Source organism: Streptomyces verrucosisporus (assembly GCF_017114865.1).
Taxonomy (GTDB): Bacteria; Actinomycetota; Actinomycetes; order Streptomycetales; family Streptomycetaceae; genus Streptomyces; species Streptomyces fenghuangensis.
The window spans coordinates 62,383-78,913 of the sequence record NZ_JADEYH010000006.1 but is presented as its reverse complement, the minus strand read 5'-3'; the positions used below and the strand labels follow the sequence as shown (position 1 = coordinate 78,913).

Annotated in this window: 13 protein-coding genes; 8 read left to right on the top strand and 5 right to left on the bottom strand. The window is 74.8% G+C overall.

Annotation, left to right across the window (positions count from 1 at the left end):
* Positions 1 to 103 precede the first annotated feature (103 nt).
* The 3 genes from IQ279_RS09875 to IQ279_RS09865 all read right to left on the bottom strand — a co-directional run bounded on the left by IQ279_RS09875 (position 104) and on the right by IQ279_RS09865 (position 4,562).
* Positions 104 to 2,326: a catalase gene (locus tag IQ279_RS09875; protein WP_206348001.1), complete on the bottom strand. Its 2,223-nt coding sequence runs from the start codon at positions 2,324 to 2,326 to the stop codon at positions 104 to 106.
* 250 nt (positions 2,327 to 2,576) lie between these two features.
* Entirely contained in the window at positions 2,577 to 3,398 is an 822-nt protein-coding gene (locus tag IQ279_RS09870) for an SAM-dependent methyltransferase (RefSeq protein ID WP_206348000.1), read from the bottom strand.
* Positions 3,399 to 3,551: 153 nt separating this feature from the next.
* The gene (locus IQ279_RS09865; RefSeq protein ID WP_206347999.1) at positions 3,552 to 4,562 is read right to left on the bottom strand and encodes a pyridoxal-phosphate dependent enzyme; all 1,011 of its coding nucleotides are present in this window, start codon (positions 4,560 to 4,562) and stop codon (positions 3,552 to 3,554) included.
* Between the two features lie 256 nt (positions 4,563 to 4,818).
* Between IQ279_RS09865 and IQ279_RS09860 the strand changes: the two genes are divergently transcribed.
* The 4 genes from IQ279_RS09860 (at position 4,819) to IQ279_RS09845 (ending at position 9,302) form a co-directional block, all read left to right on the top strand.
* The gene (locus tag IQ279_RS09860) at positions 4,819 to 5,802 is read left to right on the top strand and encodes an aldo/keto reductase (RefSeq protein ID WP_206347998.1); all 984 of its coding nucleotides are present in this window, start codon (positions 4,819 to 4,821) and stop codon (positions 5,800 to 5,802) included.
* A 135-nt stretch (positions 5,803 to 5,937) separates the two neighbouring features.
* Complete coding sequence (locus IQ279_RS09855) at positions 5,938 to 6,594, top strand: hypothetical protein (protein ID WP_206347997.1); 657 nt, start codon at positions 5,938 to 5,940, stop codon at positions 6,592 to 6,594.
* Between the two features lie 36 nt (positions 6,595 to 6,630).
* Positions 6,631 to 7,662, top strand: a complete 1,032-nt coding sequence (locus IQ279_RS09850; protein WP_206347996.1) for an ABC transporter ATP-binding protein — start codon at positions 6,631 to 6,633, stop codon at positions 7,660 to 7,662.
* A 2-nt stretch (positions 7,663 to 7,664) separates the two neighbouring features.
* On the top strand, positions 7,665 to 9,302 hold the full coding sequence (locus IQ279_RS09845; RefSeq protein WP_206347995.1) for an ABC transporter permease: 1,638 nt from the start codon (positions 7,665 to 7,667) through the stop codon (positions 9,300 to 9,302).
* A 141-nt stretch (positions 9,303 to 9,443) separates the two neighbouring features.
* Here IQ279_RS09845 and IQ279_RS09840 read toward each other — a convergent pair whose 3' ends face one another.
* Positions 9,444 to 9,638: an antitoxin gene (locus tag IQ279_RS09840; protein WP_206347994.1), complete on the bottom strand. Its 195-nt coding sequence runs from the start codon at positions 9,636 to 9,638 to the stop codon at positions 9,444 to 9,446.
* 293 nt (positions 9,639 to 9,931) lie between these two features.
* On the opposite strand from IQ279_RS09840, the gene IQ279_RS28635 reads away from it, so the two are divergent.
* Entirely contained in the window at positions 9,932 to 10,072 is a 141-nt protein-coding gene (locus IQ279_RS28635; protein WP_307792286.1) for a hypothetical protein, read from the top strand.
* Positions 10,073 to 10,307: 235 nt separating this feature from the next.
* Here the strand turns inward: IQ279_RS28635 and IQ279_RS09830 are convergent, their stop codons facing one another.
* A complete protein-coding gene (locus IQ279_RS09830) occupies positions 10,308 to 10,547 on the bottom strand; it encodes a hypothetical protein (RefSeq protein WP_241027879.1) in 240 nt (79 codons plus the stop codon).
* 60 nt (positions 10,548 to 10,607) lie between these two features.
* On the opposite strand from IQ279_RS09830, the gene IQ279_RS09825 reads away from it, so the two are divergent.
* From IQ279_RS09825 to IQ279_RS09815, 3 genes are all read left to right on the top strand, one after another.
* Positions 10,608 to 11,627, top strand: a complete 1,020-nt coding sequence (locus tag IQ279_RS09825; RefSeq protein ID WP_241027878.1) for a hypothetical protein — start codon at positions 10,608 to 10,610, stop codon at positions 11,625 to 11,627.
* A gap of 72 nt (positions 11,628 to 11,699) precedes the next feature.
* On the top strand, positions 11,700 to 13,562 hold the full coding sequence (locus IQ279_RS09820; protein WP_206347993.1) for an HSP90 family protein: 1,863 nt from the start codon (positions 11,700 to 11,702) through the stop codon (positions 13,560 to 13,562).
* Positions 13,562 to 16,522: a tetratricopeptide repeat protein gene (locus IQ279_RS09815; RefSeq protein WP_206347992.1), complete on the top strand. Its 2,961-nt coding sequence runs from the start codon at positions 13,562 to 13,564 to the stop codon at positions 16,520 to 16,522. The genes IQ279_RS09820 and IQ279_RS09815 overlap by 1 nt, the downstream gene beginning before the upstream one ends.
* The last annotated feature ends 9 nt before the right edge of the window (positions 16,523 to 16,531 follow it).

Genomic DNA, 16,531 nt, shown 5'->3' with positions numbered 1-16,531 from the left:
GCGCCTCCGACGGGCGCCGTACGGGGCCGTGTCGCAGGCGGGAAACCGGCCTTCCCGGCGCGCCGGGCCCGGCCTTCCGGCCGGGCCCGGCGGGGGATGATCGTCATAGGGCCGCGGGGAAGCGCTCCCAGACCCGGTGGCGGGCCAGCAGCCGGACGACCTCGGGCAGGACGTCCAGGCCGTCGCCGCCGCCGACCACGCCGGGCGCGTCGGAGGCGATGCCCGCCGCCCGCCAGACCCGCTCGGCGCCCGCCCAGCCGCCGAGGGCCTTGGAGTGCCGGTACGCCTCGCCGGCCAGCAGCACCACCCGGGGGTCGACCGCCGACCCGGCGTCCTCGCCCCGGTTGCCGCTGCCGGCCTTGGCGTCCCGGGCCCCGTGGGCGTCGGCGGCCGGAGCGGGCGCGCCGGCCAGGAGCAGGGCGTCGAACTCGATGGAACGGGCGGCCGCGAAGGTCCGCTGGACGGTGACGGGGTCACCGGTGTCCGCGCCCAGCACACCGCCGGTGGGCGCGACCACCAGCGGCACCATGCCCTGGTCGAGCACCGCCTGCCGGACCGCGCGCACGGACTCCAGATCGCCGCCGTCGGTGACGATCCCCACGATCCGCCCGGCCACGGGCCACTCGCGCCCCACCTGGGAGAGCGCCGGGCTGGACGCCACATCGGCCAGGGGCTCGGACGGCTCGGGCGCCGGCAGCCCGAGACCCTCGGCGACCTCCCGGCACAGCCGGGGGTCGATGTTGGCGAGCGTGCGCAGCACCCGCTCCCTGATCGCGTTCTCGTAGCACCGGCTCAGCTCGAAGGTGTAGGCGGAGATCACGTGCTCCTGCTCGACCGGCGACAGGCTGAGCCAGAACTGCCGCGGCTGGCTGAAGTGGTCGGCGAAGGAGGCCGGGGCCTCCCGCACCTTCCGGCCGGCCGGCACCTCCACGGGCACCTCGACGTACGCGCCCGCGTCGGCCCCGGCGGTGAACGGGCAGCCCCCGTCCAGGGAGTTGGGCCGGTAGGGGGCCGTGCCCCGGTGCACGGCGGTCTGGTGCATGCCGTCCCGCAGCATGTCGTTGACCGGCGCGTGCGGGCGGTTGATCGGCAGCTGGGCGAAGTTGGGTCCGCCCAGCCGGGTGATCTGGGTGTCGATGTAGGAGAACAGCCGCCCGGCCAGCAGCGGGTCGTCGGTGACGTCGATGCCCGGCACCAGATGGCCCGGGTGGAAGGCGACCTGCTCGGTCTCGGCGAAGAAGTTGCTCGGATTGCGGTCGAGCGTCAGCAGCCCGATCGGCTGCACCGGGGCCAGCTCCTCGGGGACGATCTTGGTCGGGTCCAGCAGGTCGATGCCCTCGAAGGTCTGCTCGGGCGTGTCGGGGAACGTCTGGATGCCCAGCTCCCACTGCGGGTGGGCGCCCGCCTCGATCGCGTCGGCGAGGTCGCGCCGGTGGAAGTCGGGGTCGGCGCCGCCCGTGATCTGGGCCTCCTCCCACACCTGGGAGTGCACACCGAGCTTCGGCTTCCAGTGGAACTTCGCCAGCGTCGTTTTGCCGTCGGCGTCCACCAGCCGGAAGGTGTGGACGCCGAAGCCCTCCATCATCCGGTACGAGCGCGGGATGCCCCGGTCGGACATGTTCCACAGCGTGTGGTGGGTGGCCTCGGTGTGCAGGGAGACGAAGTCCCAGAAGGTGTCGTGCGCGCTCTGCGCCTGCGGGATCTCCCGGTCCGGGTGCGGCTTGCCCGCGTGGATGACGTCGGGGAACTTGATGGCGTCCTGGATGAAGAAGACCGGGATGTTGTTCCCCACCAGGTCGAAGACGCCCTCGCCGGTGTAGAACTTCACCGCGAAACCCCGGGTGTCCCGGACGGTGTCCGCGGACCCCCGGGAGCCGAGCACCGTGGAGAAGCGGACGAAGACCGGGGTCTCGACGTCCTTGCCCAGGAAGGCGGCCCTGGTCACACTCGCCGCCGTGCCGTACCCCCGGAACACGCCGTGGGCCGCGGCGCCCCGCGCGTGCACCACGCGCTCGGGGATGCGCTCGTGGTCGAAGTGGGTGATCTTCTCCCGCAGATGGTGGTCCCGCAGCAGCACCGGCCCGCGGGCGCCCACCTTCAGGGAGTGGTCGGTGTCCGGCAGCCGGTGTCCCTGCGCGGTGGTGAGGTACTCCCCGCCCTGCGCCATCACCGCCCGGTCCGCGCCGGTGGGCTGCCCGGTGGGGCTGACGGTGGCGGGGCCGCTCTGGTCGGGCTTGGGAGGCAGCGGCCCCCGGGGCTCGGTCGGCTCCTCGAGCGAGGGCGGCTCGGGACCGGGGCGGCCGGGAACGGGGTGCTGCTGTTCCATATTCACTCCTCCGTGGGGGCAGACGGGCAACGGCACACTCGTCACCTGCGAACCGGACGTCGAAACGCGAAAAGCGAAAAGTCACCTTCCCGTACCTCCCGTCCGTTCCGGTCAGCCCCCCGGAGCCCCGGCACGCACGCGGCTGTTCCCCCGGTGGGCCCTGCGCGCCCCCGCCCGGCCCGAGTCCCCGCCACCGCCGTGCCCGCCGCGCTTCCGCCGGCCCGCCGGTCCGGGCGAGCCCGGGCGTCCGTCAGGGCTTGCGGGCCACGCCGCAGTAGAAGGCCACCTCGTCGGGGAGTCCACCGGCCGGCGAGGGCTCCGGCCGCCATCGCGAGCACGACACCACGCCCGGCTCCAGCAGTTCCAGCCCGTCGAAGAACCGCGCGACCTCCTCGGGCGTGCGCTGGTGGAGCTTCGGCGTGCCGACGCTGTTCCAGTACTCGACCGCCGAGTCCACGTCGTCCAGCCCGGGGGCGGTGATGGTGTGCGACAGCACCAGGTGACTGCCGGAGGGGACCGCGTCCATGAGCCGCCTCACGATCGCGCGGGCCCGGTCGGTCTCCTCGACGAACATCACGATGCCCAGCAGCATGACCGCGACCGGCTCGGTGAAGTCCAGAGTCCTGGCCGCATCCCGCAGGATGGCGTCGGGGTCGTGCAGATCGGCGTCGAGGTAGTCGGTGACACCCTCGGGGGTGGAGGTCAGCAGGGCCCTGGCGTGCGCCAGCACGATGGGGTCGTTGTCGGTGTAGACGATCCGGGCGTCCGGGGCGGTGCGCTGGGCGACCTCGTGGGTGTTCTCGCTGGTCGGCAGGCCGGTGCCGATGTCCAGGAACTGCCGGATGCCCGCCTCGCCGGCCAGATGGGTCACCGCACGGCCCAGGAACGCCCGGTCGGCCCGGGCGTAGTCCAGGATGCCGGGGTGGATGCTGCGGACCTGGTCGCCGGCGGCCTTGTCCACCTCGTAGTAGTTCTTGCCGCCCAGCCAGTAGTCCCACATCCGGGCCGAGTGCGGGACGGTGGTGTCGATCCGGGCCGACACCTGCTCGGACGTGGTCGTTCCATCTGCCATAACAGCCCCTTCCTGAGGTCCTGCGCGATTGCTCCCGCCAAACTACGCGCTCGAACTCGCCCTGGCAGCACGTCTGTTGATCAGATGTTGATCAGAGTCGGCCGTCGGCAGCCGGCCGGGCGGAAGCCGCTGCGAGGAGACGGAGGAGGCGGTTCAGAGCCCGGCGGCGTCCTCGTCCGTGTCCTCGGCGGTCAGTCCGGACTCCGCAGCGGCCAGCGCCGGCGCGTGGCCGAAGAGACCGGGCAGACCGCCGGAGTGCAGCAGGACCGTGCGCTGCCCGGGCCGGACCGTGCCGTCCGCGACGGCCGCGGCCAGACCGGCCAGTGCCCGGCCGGTGTAGACGGGGTCGAGCACGAGCCCCTCGGTGCGCGCGGCGAGGAGAAGCGCGGACCGGGCCGCTTCCGTCAGGGTGCCGTAGCCGGCCCCCACCTGGTCCATGCGCAGTCGCAGCGACTCCGGCCGGCAGTACGCGCCGGTCAGGCCGGAGGCCAGGCGGGAGACGGTGACGGCGGGGGCGGACACGGCGCCGACGTGGACGCCCAGGACCCGGTGCGCGCCCAGCTCGCCGACGAGCCCCGCCATGGTCCCCCCGGAGCCGACGGCCGTGACCACCGTGTCCAGGCCGGGAGCCTGGGCGAGGAGTTCGCGCCCGCACTCGGCGTAGCCCCGGGCGCCGGGCACACTGGAGCCGCCGAAGGGGACGAGCGACGGAACGGCGCCCTGCCGGCTCAGCTTCTCGGCGATCCCGTGTGCGACGGAGTCGAGCGCTGCCGCGCCGGTGTCGCCGGCCCACACCACCCGGGCGCCGAGGAGCCCGTCGAGCGCGAGGTTCCCGGAGGAGGACGCCCCCGGACGGCCGGCGAGCACCAGGACGGCCCCCAGGCCGAGCCGGGAGGCGGCCGCCGCCGTCAGCCGGGCGTGGTTGCTCTGCGGCGCGCCGGTGGTGACCAGGACGGTGGCACGCTCGGCCAGGGCCGCCCCGCACAGCCACTCCAGCTTGCGCACCTTGTTGCCGCCGCCGCCGAGACCAGTGAGGTCGTCCCGCTTGATCCACAGGTCCTCCGCCTCCAGCCCGAGGGCGAGGGCGAGGCGTGGCGCGGGTTCGAGCGGCGTCGGCCAGGTGGCGAGGACCGCCCGCCGCGGAGCGCCGTCCGGTGTCGTCAACTGTGTGGTCACCTTGGTGTGCCGTCCGTGAGCGGGGCCTCGGTGGGGGACATGGTGGCACACGGCGGCGGCGCTCCGGGGGACCCCGGCCTCCGCGACCCCGGCGTCGGCCTACCGCGCGGGGTCCGCCGCCGCGCGGTTGACCGCCGGGAGCCGCGGGGACGGTTCACCTTCGTAAGGGTCTCCCGTACCCGGGAGCCGCGGCAGCGGCGGCGTGACGCGGTGACGCGGTGTCGCAGGAGGAGGAAACGGCGGGATGAGAACGAACCGGCTGGGGCGCAGCACGGTCGAGGTCACGGAACTGGGCTTCGGCGGCGGACCGCTCGGAGGACTCTTCGAGCCACTGGACGACGACACCGCGGCCGGGGCGCTCGCGGCGGCCTGGGAGGGCGGCATCCGCTACTTCGACACCGCCCCGCACTACGGCATCGGGCACTCCGAGCGCCGCATCGGCGGCTTCCTGCGGAGCAGGCCCCGGGAGGAGTACACGCTGTCGACCAAGGTCGGCAGGATCCTGGTCCCGCAGGAGGCGGAGGGCCGCACGGACGAGAGCTTCCAGGTGCCCGCCACGCACCGCCGCGTCAGGGACTTCTCCCGCGACGGGGTGCTGCGCAGCGTCGAGGACTCGCTCGCCCGCATGGGGGCCGACCGCGTCGACGTGCTCTTCCTCCACGACGCGGAGGAGTGCTTCGAGGACGCGCTGCGCCACGGATACCCGGCGCTCGCCGAACTGCGCTCCCAGGGCCTGGTGGGCGCCATCGGCGCGGGGATGCACCACACCGGCATGCTGACCCGGCTCGTGGAGGAGACCGACGTCGACGTGGTCATGCTGGCCGGCCGCTACACCCTGCTGGACCACAGGGCCCTGGACGACCTGCTGCCCGCGTGCGCCGCACGCGGCGTCTCCGTGCTGGCGGCCGCGGTGTTCAACTCCGGGATCCTCGCCGAGCCGCGCCCGGCCGCAGGGGCGCGGTACGAGTACGCGCAGGCCTCGCCGGAGGCGCTGCGGCGGGCGCACCGCATCGCCGACGTCTGCGAGGCGCACGGGGTGACGCTTCCGCGGGCGGCTATGGCGTTCCCGCTGCGCCACCCCGTCGTCGCGGGCATCGTGCTCGGCATGCGCTCGGCCGGGGAGGTGCGGAGCGACATCGAGGCGTTCGGGGCGGGCGTACCGGAGGGCCTGTGGGCCGACCTGTACGAGCAGGGCCTGATCGACGGGCGCGCACAGGCGCCGGGCTGAGGAACCGCCCGGCGCGGCCCGGTCCGGGCGCCGGGCCGCGGGGCACCGCACGAGCGCGGGTGCGCCCGGCCGGGCATCCTGGACCTCGCGGGGCGATCCGGCCGGGAACGCCCCCTCTCGCCGGAAGGGGTGCCCATGGTGCGGAACGCCCGGCGGTTCCACGGGTGGATCGCCGGTGTGGGAACGTCCTCCGGGACGCGGATCGTCCTCGGACACTGGCCCCGGTCGCCTTTCGGCCCGTTCGGCGACGTGATGCTGGAGCGGGCCGACGGGCAGCGGCTGCTGCTGGCCCCGTCCCGGCGGGTCGCGGACTTCGTCGCCGCGGTCTACCGCTTCGACCGGGTGCTGGTCGTCCCGGTGGCGGTGGAAGCGGCCGGACGGCACTGGCACGTTGCGGCCGGACCGCTGCGGATGCGCTTCACCACCGGCCGCCGGGGCGCGCTCGGACTGCTGCTGCGCTGCGTGCCCGCACCGCTCGCCGCCCGGCCCGCCTGGGTCGCGCTCACCGATGTCCCCGCCCGGCTGATGCCCGGGGTGCGGACCAGGGGCAGCGCGGGCGGCGGATACCGGGAGTGGTACGGCGTACGGGACCTGCGCGGGATCACCACGGTCGAAGCCTCCTGGGAGGGCCGGGACCTGGGGCCGCTCGCGCCGGTCGACCCGCCGGTGCGGTTTGGGTTCGGCTCCGCGCCCCGCACGCCCGCCCTGGTGCGGGTGGTCACCACCGTCGCGGGGCCGCCGGGATCCCCCGTCCCGGCTTCCGAGCCTGCCTCCGGCCGAGGAGATCTGTAGCGTGGGAGGTGTCCTTTCGGACCTCGGAGGTGCGGCATGCGCGTTCCGGCCATACACACCGAGGGGCTGACGAAGCACTTCGGTACGGTGACCGCTCTGGAGGACCTGGACCTCCGGGTGGAACAGGGCGAGATCTTCGGCTTCCTGGGCCCCAACGGGGCGGGCAAGTCCACCACGATCCGCCTGCTGCTCCACCTCGTCCGCCCGACCGCCGGGACGGCGCGGATCATGGGGGTGCCGGTCGAGGACGTCGAGCGCGCCCACCGGCACGTCTCCTACGTCTCGGGCGACGTCTCCCTGTGGCCGCAGCTGACCGGCATGGAGATCCTCACCCACCTGGCCAACCTGTCCGGCGGCGCCGACGAGGCCTTCCGGGACGAGCTCATCGAACGGCTGAGGGTCGACCCGGGCGTGCGGGCCCGCTCGTACTCCAAGGGCAACCGGCAGAAGATCGCGCTGACCGCAGCGTTCATGACCCGGCCCGACGTGCTGCTGCTGGACGAGCCGACCAGCGGTCTCGACCCCCTGATGGAGGCGGAGTTCCAGGCGCTGGCCCGGGAGGCCGCCGACCGCGGCCAGACGGTGTTCCTCTCCTCGCACCTGCTGGACCAGGTGGAGGACATCTGCCACCGCGTGGCGATCCTGCGCGCGGGGCGGCTGGCGGAGGTCGCGGCGCTGGAGGATCTGCGCAAGCTGAACACCACGGTGTTCGAGGCGGTCCTGGACGGTCCCGCGCCCCGGCTCGACGGAGTGCCGGGCGTGGTCGCCGTGGAGCGGATCGACCGGGGCCTGCGGGTGTCCGTCACCGGACCGCCGTCGGCCGCACTCTCCCGGCTCGCCTCGGCCGGGCTGGTCAGGCTCCGCAGCCGGGAACCGAGCCTGGAGGAGATCTTCCTGACCTACTACGAGGCCACCTCCGGGCAGCGCGGGGCCGTCGCCGCCGCGCACGGCGCCCCGCCGGGCGGTGCCGGACCCGGTGCCCGGGAAGGGCGGGGCCCGGCGGATCCGCAGGGCGCGCCGAGTCCGCGAGGCGCACCGGCCCCCGGGACCCGCGCCAGGAGGCGGTGACGATGGCCGGGGCCGCGCCCGCCCCCCGGATCGCCCGCCCGGCGCGGCGGCACCGCACGGAGGCTGCGATCGCCCGGCTGGCGGCCCGGCTGATCCGCCGGGGCACCCTCGTGCTGGCCCTGTCGACCGCCCTCTACGCGGTCGTCGAGGTCCTCACCTATCTCGCCGCCTACCCCGACGCCGCGTCGCGCCGCACCATCTCCACCTTCCAGGACAACCCGGCCGTGCGGATGCTCCAGGGCATCCCGCACGCCGTCGACACCCCCGGCGGCTTCGCCGCCTGGGACGCCGGCTGGCTCCTGGCCGCGATCGCCGGGATCTGGGCACTGCTGGCCACCGGACGGCTGCTGCGCGGCGAGGAGGAGACCGGCCGGGCCGAGTCCGTACTGGCGGCACCGGTGCGGGCGGGCCGCGCCCTGCTGGCGCACCTGCTGGTCGTCGCCGCCGCGATCACCGTGATCGGCGCCGCGATCGCGACGGCACTGACGCTGTCGGGCGCCGCCGCGGCGGGATCGGCGCTGTTCGGGCTGGGCGTCGCGGGCTTCGCGGCCACGTTCGCCGGGGTCTGCGCCGTCACCGCGCAGGTCTTCGAGGTGCGCCGCCGGGCCACCGGCACCGCGGCCGCGGTGCTCGGCGCGTCCTTCCTGCTCAGGATGGCCGCCAACAGCAGCGACTCCCGCGGGTGGCTGCGCTGGCTGACCCCGTTCGGCTGGATGGACGAGCTCCACGCCTACCGCGACCCCCGGTGGGCGGCCCTGCTCCTGCTGCTGGCCGCGCCGGTGCTCCTGGGCGCCGTCGCCGTGAGGCTGCGCGCACTGCGCGACACCGGCGGCGCCCTGATCGCCGGCTCCGACAGCCGCCGCGCCCGGCTCGGGCTGCTGGGCGGCCCGACGGCGTTCGCCTGGCGCGGAACGCAGGGCATGCTGGCCGGCTGGCTGACGGGTATCACCCTCTACGCCCTGGTGACCGGCTCGGTGGCCAAGGCGGTGACCGACTTCGTGGCCGAGCAGGCGTCCTACCGGGAGATGCTCCGGCGGCTCGGGTGGGACCTGCAGCGGGTCACCGAGGGCTACCTGGGCACCATGGGTCTGCTCTTCGGCCTGCTGCTCTGCCTCCACGCCTGCTGGCGGATCGGCGCGGCGCGCGCCGAGGAGGCCTCCGGACGGCTGGAGTCCACCCTCACCAGGCCGGTCTCCCGGCGCCGGTGGCTGGGCGGCCACATCCTGCTCGCCCTGGCCGCCTCCCTGCTGCTCGCGGCCGTCGCGGCACTGGCCGTGTGGGCCGGCTCGGTGGCCGGCGGGGCAGAGGTGGAGGCGGCCGGCGCGTTCGGATCGGTGCTGAACACCCTGCCCGTGGTGGTGCTCCTGACCGGCCTGGCCGTGCTGGTGTACGGCGTCGCGCCCCGGCTCACCGTGGGTCTGCCGGTGGCCGTCGCGGTCGCCGCCTACCTGGTGGAGACGATCGGGACGGCGCTGGACTGGCCGGAGGCAGTACTGGACCTGTCGCCGTTCCACCACCTGTCCACCGTGCCCGTCGAGCCGTTCGAGCCGCTGCCCGCGGCGGTCATGACCGGCCTCGGGCTGCTGGCCGTACTGGCGGGCGTCGCGGCCTTCGAACGCCGGGACGTCGCCGGGGACTGAGGGCGTGTGGGCCGACGGGCCGGTCACACGCCCTCAGTCCTCCGGAGGGGGCTTCCGCGGACAGGGAGGGCAACGGGGCCGCCGGCGCTTTCAAGCGCCGGCGGCCCCGCCGCCCGTACGAGGGCCCTGCCTCGGTTCGCCCTACCGCAGCTGGTCCTCGTCGTTGCCGTAGGAGCGGCGAACGGACTCGGAGGCCTTGTCCGTCTGTGTGTCGTACTTGCCGCCGGTGCGCTCGTCGATCGTCTGCTCGGCGCGGTCGACGCCCTTGTCCGCCTGGTCGGGGTGGCGCTTGGCCATCTTCTTGGCCTTGTTCGCCATGTCGCCCAGCTTGCCCATAACGGCCTCCTCGCAGTGGTGTCGTACCGTCTTGTCCTGTATCGCCTAACCGCTGGCAAAAGGTGGAAACGTGTCGTTCTCCAGTGGATGGGCGCCGGGGCCGGGAAACCCGGGCGCGGCCCCATCCTGTGCCGATCGCCGCAGGTCACCGGAGCCGACCGGTTTTCCCGGCCCCGGCGCGGGGGCACGCGGTCGTATGCCGTTCCGGCGCCCCCGCCCTTCGGCAGGAGGGCCCGCCCCGGCGGGCCCGGCCGAGGCCGGGCGGCAGGCGGCACCCGGGGAGCGAGCGCTGTATGACCGTCTCTTCCGATCCGCCTCCGATCACCTCCCCCGACGAGCTGGTCCGCCTGGTCGAGAGCGGCGGGCGGCTTTACGTCCGCTGGTCCCGCGGCCCCGGGCCGATCTGGGGTGGACGGCCAGCACGGACGACCTGACAGGCGTCCCGCTGCCGGGGCTGTCCGTCAACGCGCTGGACGCCGAGCCAACGAGCCGCTGGTCAGGGAGGTGGAGCCGATCGCCCGGGCCGACGCGCGGGTGATCTTCGAGGCGGAGGAGGTGGCCCGGCAACGGGGGAGGTGGGGGCCGCTGGACCGGACCGCGGGAAGCGGGGCGCAGCCCTCCCGCTGACCGGGCGCGGCTCCGCGCCCGGCCGCCGGCGGCCCGGCGCGGTCAGCCGGGCGGCTCGGCGTCCTTCCGCGCGGCATCGATCGCGAGCCCCGCGAGGCACGGCTCCACCGGCAGCGGCCGTACGGCACGGCCCGCCGCGGTGATGCGGTAGCGGGTACGGACGGGGAATCCGCGCAGCCGCTCGCGGGCCACCAGGCCGTGTTCCCCGTCCGGACCGGCCGCCGCCGGTGACTGACTGTCACCGGCGGGAAACCCCTGGCCGAAGCATTGTCGGTGCCGCATGATATTCGTTCTCCGGACGATCATCAGCGGCCCCCGACGGGGCTTCACGGGGGGATGTACATGGCAACCATTAGTCGGCACTCCGCGGCCGGGGAGCAGTCGGCGGGCGGACGGCGCCGGCCGGTGTTCCCGTTCGGGCCGTGGAAGCGCAGACCGGCGGCACGGCTGGTCGACGACTTCGGCGATCCGGAGCTGGCCCGGCTGCGGGAGGCGGTCGGAGCGGGGGACTGGCCCGCCGTCCGCGAGCGGCTGGCGGCCGTGACCGACGGGGAGGAGCTGTGCCGGCTGGTGTGGCACGCCTCCAAGGCGCCGGGCACCACCGAGCTGATGGGCCGTGTCATGGACCACGAGCCGGACGGGACCCTGGCCCTGCTCATGGCCGGCGCGCACCACATCGACTGGGCCTGGGAGGCCCGCACCGGCGCGCGGGCCTCCCAGGTCTCCCGCGAGCAGTTCCGGGTCTTCCACCAGCGGCTGGAGGTCGCCGAGGACCTGCTGTACCGGGTGGCCGAGCGCGAGCCGGAGTGGGTCGCCCCCTGGTTCATGCTCCAGGTCTCCGGGCGCGGCCTCCAGGTCGGACCCCGGATCGCCCGCCTCCGCTTCGAGGCGGCGGTGCGCCGCTGCCCCGGGCACCCGGGCGCGCACCGGCAGCACCTGCAGCAGCTGTGCGCCAAGTGGGGCGGCTCGCACGAGGAGATGCACGAGTTCGCGCGCGAGTCGATGCTCTCGGCCCCCGAGGGCAGCCCGCTGGGCGAACTGGTGGCCCTCGCCCACCTGGAGCACTGGCTGGACCTGGAGCCGGGGGAGGACGCGGCGTACATCGGCCGCCCCGACGTACGCGCCCGGCTGCTGGAGGCCGCCCACCGGTCCATCGGGGACCCGGCCTTCGGACGTCCGCACGACTGGATCGGCGTGCACAACACCTTCGCCATGGCCCTCTCGCTGGCCGGCGAGCGAGAGGCCGCGGCCGCCGCCTTCGCGCCGCTGGAGGGACGGGTCACCGAGTTCCCCTGGCAGTACCTCGACTCCGGCGATCCGGTCGCGGCGTTCCGCAAGTGGCGCTCGCGCGCCGGCCGCTGACCGAGCCGTCCCGCCCCACCGTCCCGCCGACTCGGCGGCCCCTCCCGCCACCCACGGAAGAAAGCCCACCCGGTGTCCCAGCATCAGACGTCCCACACCTTCCAGGTCGATCTGCGCGGCCTGGTCGACCTGCTCTCCCGCCACCTCTACTCCAGCCCCCGCGTCTACCTGCGCGAGCTGTTGCAGAACGCGGTGGACGCCATCACCGCCCGCCGGGCACTGTCCCCGGGCGCCCCTGCCCGGATCACCGTGGAGACCGGTGAGACGCTCACCGTCACGGACACCGGCGTCGGCCTGTCCGAGAAGGACGTCCACACCTTCCTGGCGACGATCGGCCGCAGCTCCAAGCGCTCCGCCGACGGAGGCCTCGACGGAACGGCCATCGCCTCGGCCCGCTCGGAGTTCATCGGCCAGTTCGGCATCGGACTGCTCGCCTGCTTCGTGGTGGCCGACGAGATCACCGTGGTCAGCCGCTCGGCGGCCACCTCCGACGCGCCGGTCGTCGAATGGCGCGGCCGCGCCGACGGCAGCTACACCATCCGCACCCTGCCCCCGCACACCAGGCCGGAGCCGGGCACCACGGTGCGGCTCACCCCCCGTGCGGACGGCACCGAGTGGACACGTCCCGACCGGGTTCTGGAGCTGGCCCGGCACTACGGCGGTCTGCTGCCGCACGAGGTCACCGTGACCGACGCCCGCGGCACGGCCGCCCGCATCGACCGGACCCCGCCGTGGCAGGAGCGCCACGCCTCCCCGCGGGCCCGCCGCGAGGCGCTGGCCGAGCACTGCCGCTCCACCTTCGGCTTCACCCCGCTGGACACCGTCGAACTGGACCTGCCCGTCGTCGGGCTGCGCGGCGTCGCCTACGTCCTGCCGACCGCCGTCAGCCCCTCCCGGCGAGCCGGCCACCGGGTGCACCTCAAGGGCATGCTCCTGTCGGACCAGGCGCCCGAACTCCTGCCCGACTGGGCGTTCTTCGTGCGCTGCGTGGTGGACACCACCGGTCTGCGGCCTACCGCCTCCCGCGAGTCGCTGTACGAGGACGAGACGCTCGACGCCGTACGCGACGCGCTCGGCGACCGGCTGCGCGACTGGCTCACCGGCCTGGCCGCCGGCGATCCCGCCCTCCTGCACCGCTTCATCGAGACCCACCACCTGGCCGTCAAGGCACTGGCCCGCCACGACGACGCGCTGCTGCGGATGCTGCTGCCGTGGCTTCCCTTCGAGACGACCGACGGCAACGTCACCCTGGACGAGTTCGCCCGCAGCCACCCCACGATCCTGGTCACCCGGAGCGTGGAGGAGTTCCGGCAGGTCGCGCCGATCGCCGCGGCGGCCGGCCTCGGAGTCGTCAACGGCGGCTACACCTACGACCGGGACCTGGTGCACCGGCTGCCGGAGATACGCTCCGGCACCACCGTCGGCGACCTGGACCCGGCCACCGTCACCGCGCACCTGGACGCGGTGGAGCCCGCCGCCGAACTGGCCGCCGCCTCCTTCCTGGCCGTGGCCCGCGAGGTGATCGGCGTCCACGACTGCGACGTGGTGCTGCGCAGCTTCCAGCCGGTGACCGCCCCCGCCCTCCTGCTGGACAACCGGGAGGCCCGGCACGAACGCACCCGCTCCGAACTGTCCGGCACCGGCGACGGACTGTGGGCCGACATCCTCGGCTCCCTGCGCACCGAGGCCCCCCGCGCCCAACTGGTCCTCAACCACCTCAACCCGCTGGTCCGCCGCGCGGCGACGATCACCGAACGCGGACTGGCCACCGCCACGGCGGAGGCACTGTACGGGCAGGCGCTGCTGCTCAGCCGCCGCCCGCTGCGCGCCGCCGAGAGCGCGCTGCTCAACCGGGCCTTCCTCGGCCTGCTCGACCACGCCATGCACGACCGGGCCGACACCCCTGGCGGCCCGGTGTCCCGGAAGGAGCCGTGATGCTGGAGACCCCGGAGGCCGTGCTCGACGCGCTGCGGGAGAACGACGAACGCCCCTACGGCCTGCCCCGGACGGTGCGGGCCGAGGAACTGGTCGAAGCCGCCGGGCAGTTCGAGGAAAAGGGCCTTCTCGTCACCGCGCTGCTGGAGCTGATGGAGTCCTACGAGTACACCGGCGAGCACCGTAAGTCGCCGGTGGTCTTCGCCCGGCTGCTCCAACTGTGGGACGAGGACCGCGGCGCCTTCAGCGAGTGGGAGGGCCACCAGGTCTACTGGCGCTTCAAGTGGGTGACGACCTCGCTGCTGGAGGTGCCGGACGTACCGCTGGCCACCGTCGAGCAGTGGATCGGCCGGATGCGCGAACGCTACCGCGAGGCCGGCCACGGCATGCAGCCGGTGGCGGCCATGGCCCACCGCGTCGCGCTGCACACCGGCAGCGGCCTGGAGTCCGCCTACGACCTGTGGGTGACCCGGCCCCGGGAGCCGCTGAGCGACTGCGAGGCGTGCGAGATACGCCACCGGGCGCTGCACCACGTCGCCCTGGAGGAGGACGAGCAGGCCCTGCGGATCTGGGCGCCGCTGTTCGCCGGGGCCGTGAGCTGCCAGGAGGAGCCGTACGTCAGCCACGCCTTCGCACTGCTCCCGCTGCTGCGCACCGGCCGCGTGGACGAGGCCCGCTCGCACCATCTGGCCGGATACCGCTACGCCCGCGGCAAGACGGGGATGGCCGAGGAGATCGGCCTCCACCTGGAGTTCTGCGCCCTGACCCGCAACGAGGGCCGCGGACTGGAGATCCTCGCCGAGAACCGCGGACTGTTCGAAGCCACCGGTGCCCCCAAGGCGCGGCTGGCCTTCCTCACCGGCGTCCAGGTGCTGCTCGGCCGCCTCGTGGAGCAGGGGTACGCCGACACACCCGTCGCCGGGCCGCCCGGGCGGCAGTGGACGGCGCGGACGCTGAACGAGGAGATCGGGGCCGAGGCGGACGAGCTGGCCGCCGCGTTCGACCGGCGCAACGGCACCGCGGCGGTCGGCGAGCGCCGCCGCGAGCGCCTGGAGCGGCGCCCCCCGCTGGACGAGCCGCTCGCGCTGGGGCTGCGCGTCACCCCGCTGACCGGCCCGAAGGACGGCGGGGCCGCCGCGGAGCCCGCGCCCGCCGCCGCACACCGGGTGGCCGTCCCCGAGGACTTCGCCGAGCTGGTCGCCGAGGCACGGCGGCTGGCCGACCAGGGGCACCCCGGTGACACACCGCTGTGGGAGCGCGTCGCCGAGCGCGTGGCCGCCGGCGGATACGTCCACGACCCCGCGCTCGGCCACCGGGACCTGCTCCTGGCCGAGCTGGCCGAGCAGCGCGCGTTCGCCGAGGACGAGGGGGGCGGGGACGGCCGGGCCGCGATGGCCGAGGCGGCCGGCCTCTACGCCCGGGCCGGTCTGCCCTGGCACGAGCTGGCCGCCCGGGCCCGCGTGGCCTGCCGGCCCAGGGCCGGGAAGGGACACGGTGAGCACGGTGAGGAATCCGCCGGCAAGCCCGCCGAGCACCTCGCGGTACGGCGGGAACTGGAGCCCCTGCTGGAGCTCGCCGAACGGATGCTCCCCGGCGGGGACCGGGAGCCGGATGCGGACTTCCGGCCGGACAAGTACCTCGTCGTACTCCACTGCCGGGCCTTCGCCGCGCACACCGAGCTGGTCGACGTGCTGCCGGACGCCGGCCCGGAGACCGCCGCGCGCTTCCAGGATGCGGTCGCGGCGCTGCACGCGGCGGCCGAACGCTGGGAGATCCCCCACCAGAGGGCCGCCGCCCACCTCTACGAAGCCGACATCGCCGCCCGCACCGGGCGCATCGAGGAGGCCGTCGAACGGCAGCGGCGCTCCCAGGAGATCCTGGAGGAGACCGGCACTCCGTGGCGGGCGACCCGCGGCATGCTGCTGCTGGGCCAGATCCTGATGCGCACCGGCCGGCCGGGGGAGGCGGCCGAGGTGTTCCGGCAGGCCATGGCCCGGGCCGCGCGGTACGACGACCGCTCCTTCCCGGTCACGGCCGTCCACGCGATGCTCGGCCACGCCTGCCGGCACGCCGGTGAGCTCTCCGGTGCCGTCCGCCACCTGTCAGAGGCCGCCGCCCGGATGGAGAGGGAGGGGGACCACAACGGCGCAGCCGAGTGCCGTCTGGAACTCGCCGACGCCCTGGCCGCCTCCGGGCAGCCGGAGGACGCCGTCGCGGTGCTGGAGTCCGTGGCCCGCGAGGGCGGCGCGGAATCAGGCGGTCCGCTCGACGAGCGGCTGCTCGCCCAGATCCGCCTCACCCTCGCCCGGGGACTGACGGATCTGGAGGAGCACCGCGCGGCGGCCGAGGAGTTCCTGGGCCTGGCCGACACGGTGGCCGGGTGGGAGGAGCAGTTCACCCACACCATGGTCGCCTCCCAGGCGGCCGCGACACTGGCCCGGGCGGGCCGCCCCCAGGAGGCCGGGGCCGCGCGCGAACGCGCTCTGGCCTCCCACCGCCGGGCGCCGAGCCCGGTACCGGTCCTGGAGATGCTCCGGGAGTTCGCCGACCTCGCCACGCGCGGCGAGGAGGAGGACCTTCAGGCGGCTCTCGACCACCTGGCCACCGCCGACGAGTTGCTGGCCGAGGTCCCCGAGGACCCGGAGGAGTTCCCCCACTGGTACCACACCGGCCACAACCACCTGTGCCGCGCCCGCTGCCTGGCCCGCGCCGAGCGCTTCGAGGAGGCGCTCGCCGAGGCGGACCGGGCCGACTCGCGCCTGGCGGGGGGCGGCCCGGACGGGGAGGCGGGCCGGGCGGAGACGGCACGGCTGGCCGCCCTGATCGAGGGCAACGGGCTGGAACGGCCGAAGGACGCCGTGGCCCGCCTGGACGCGGCGGTCCGCCGCTGCGCCGGGGCGGGACTGGAGGAAGCGGCCAGGATCCTCACAGCGCTGCGCGAGGACATGGCCTCCCGCTGAGCGGTCGGG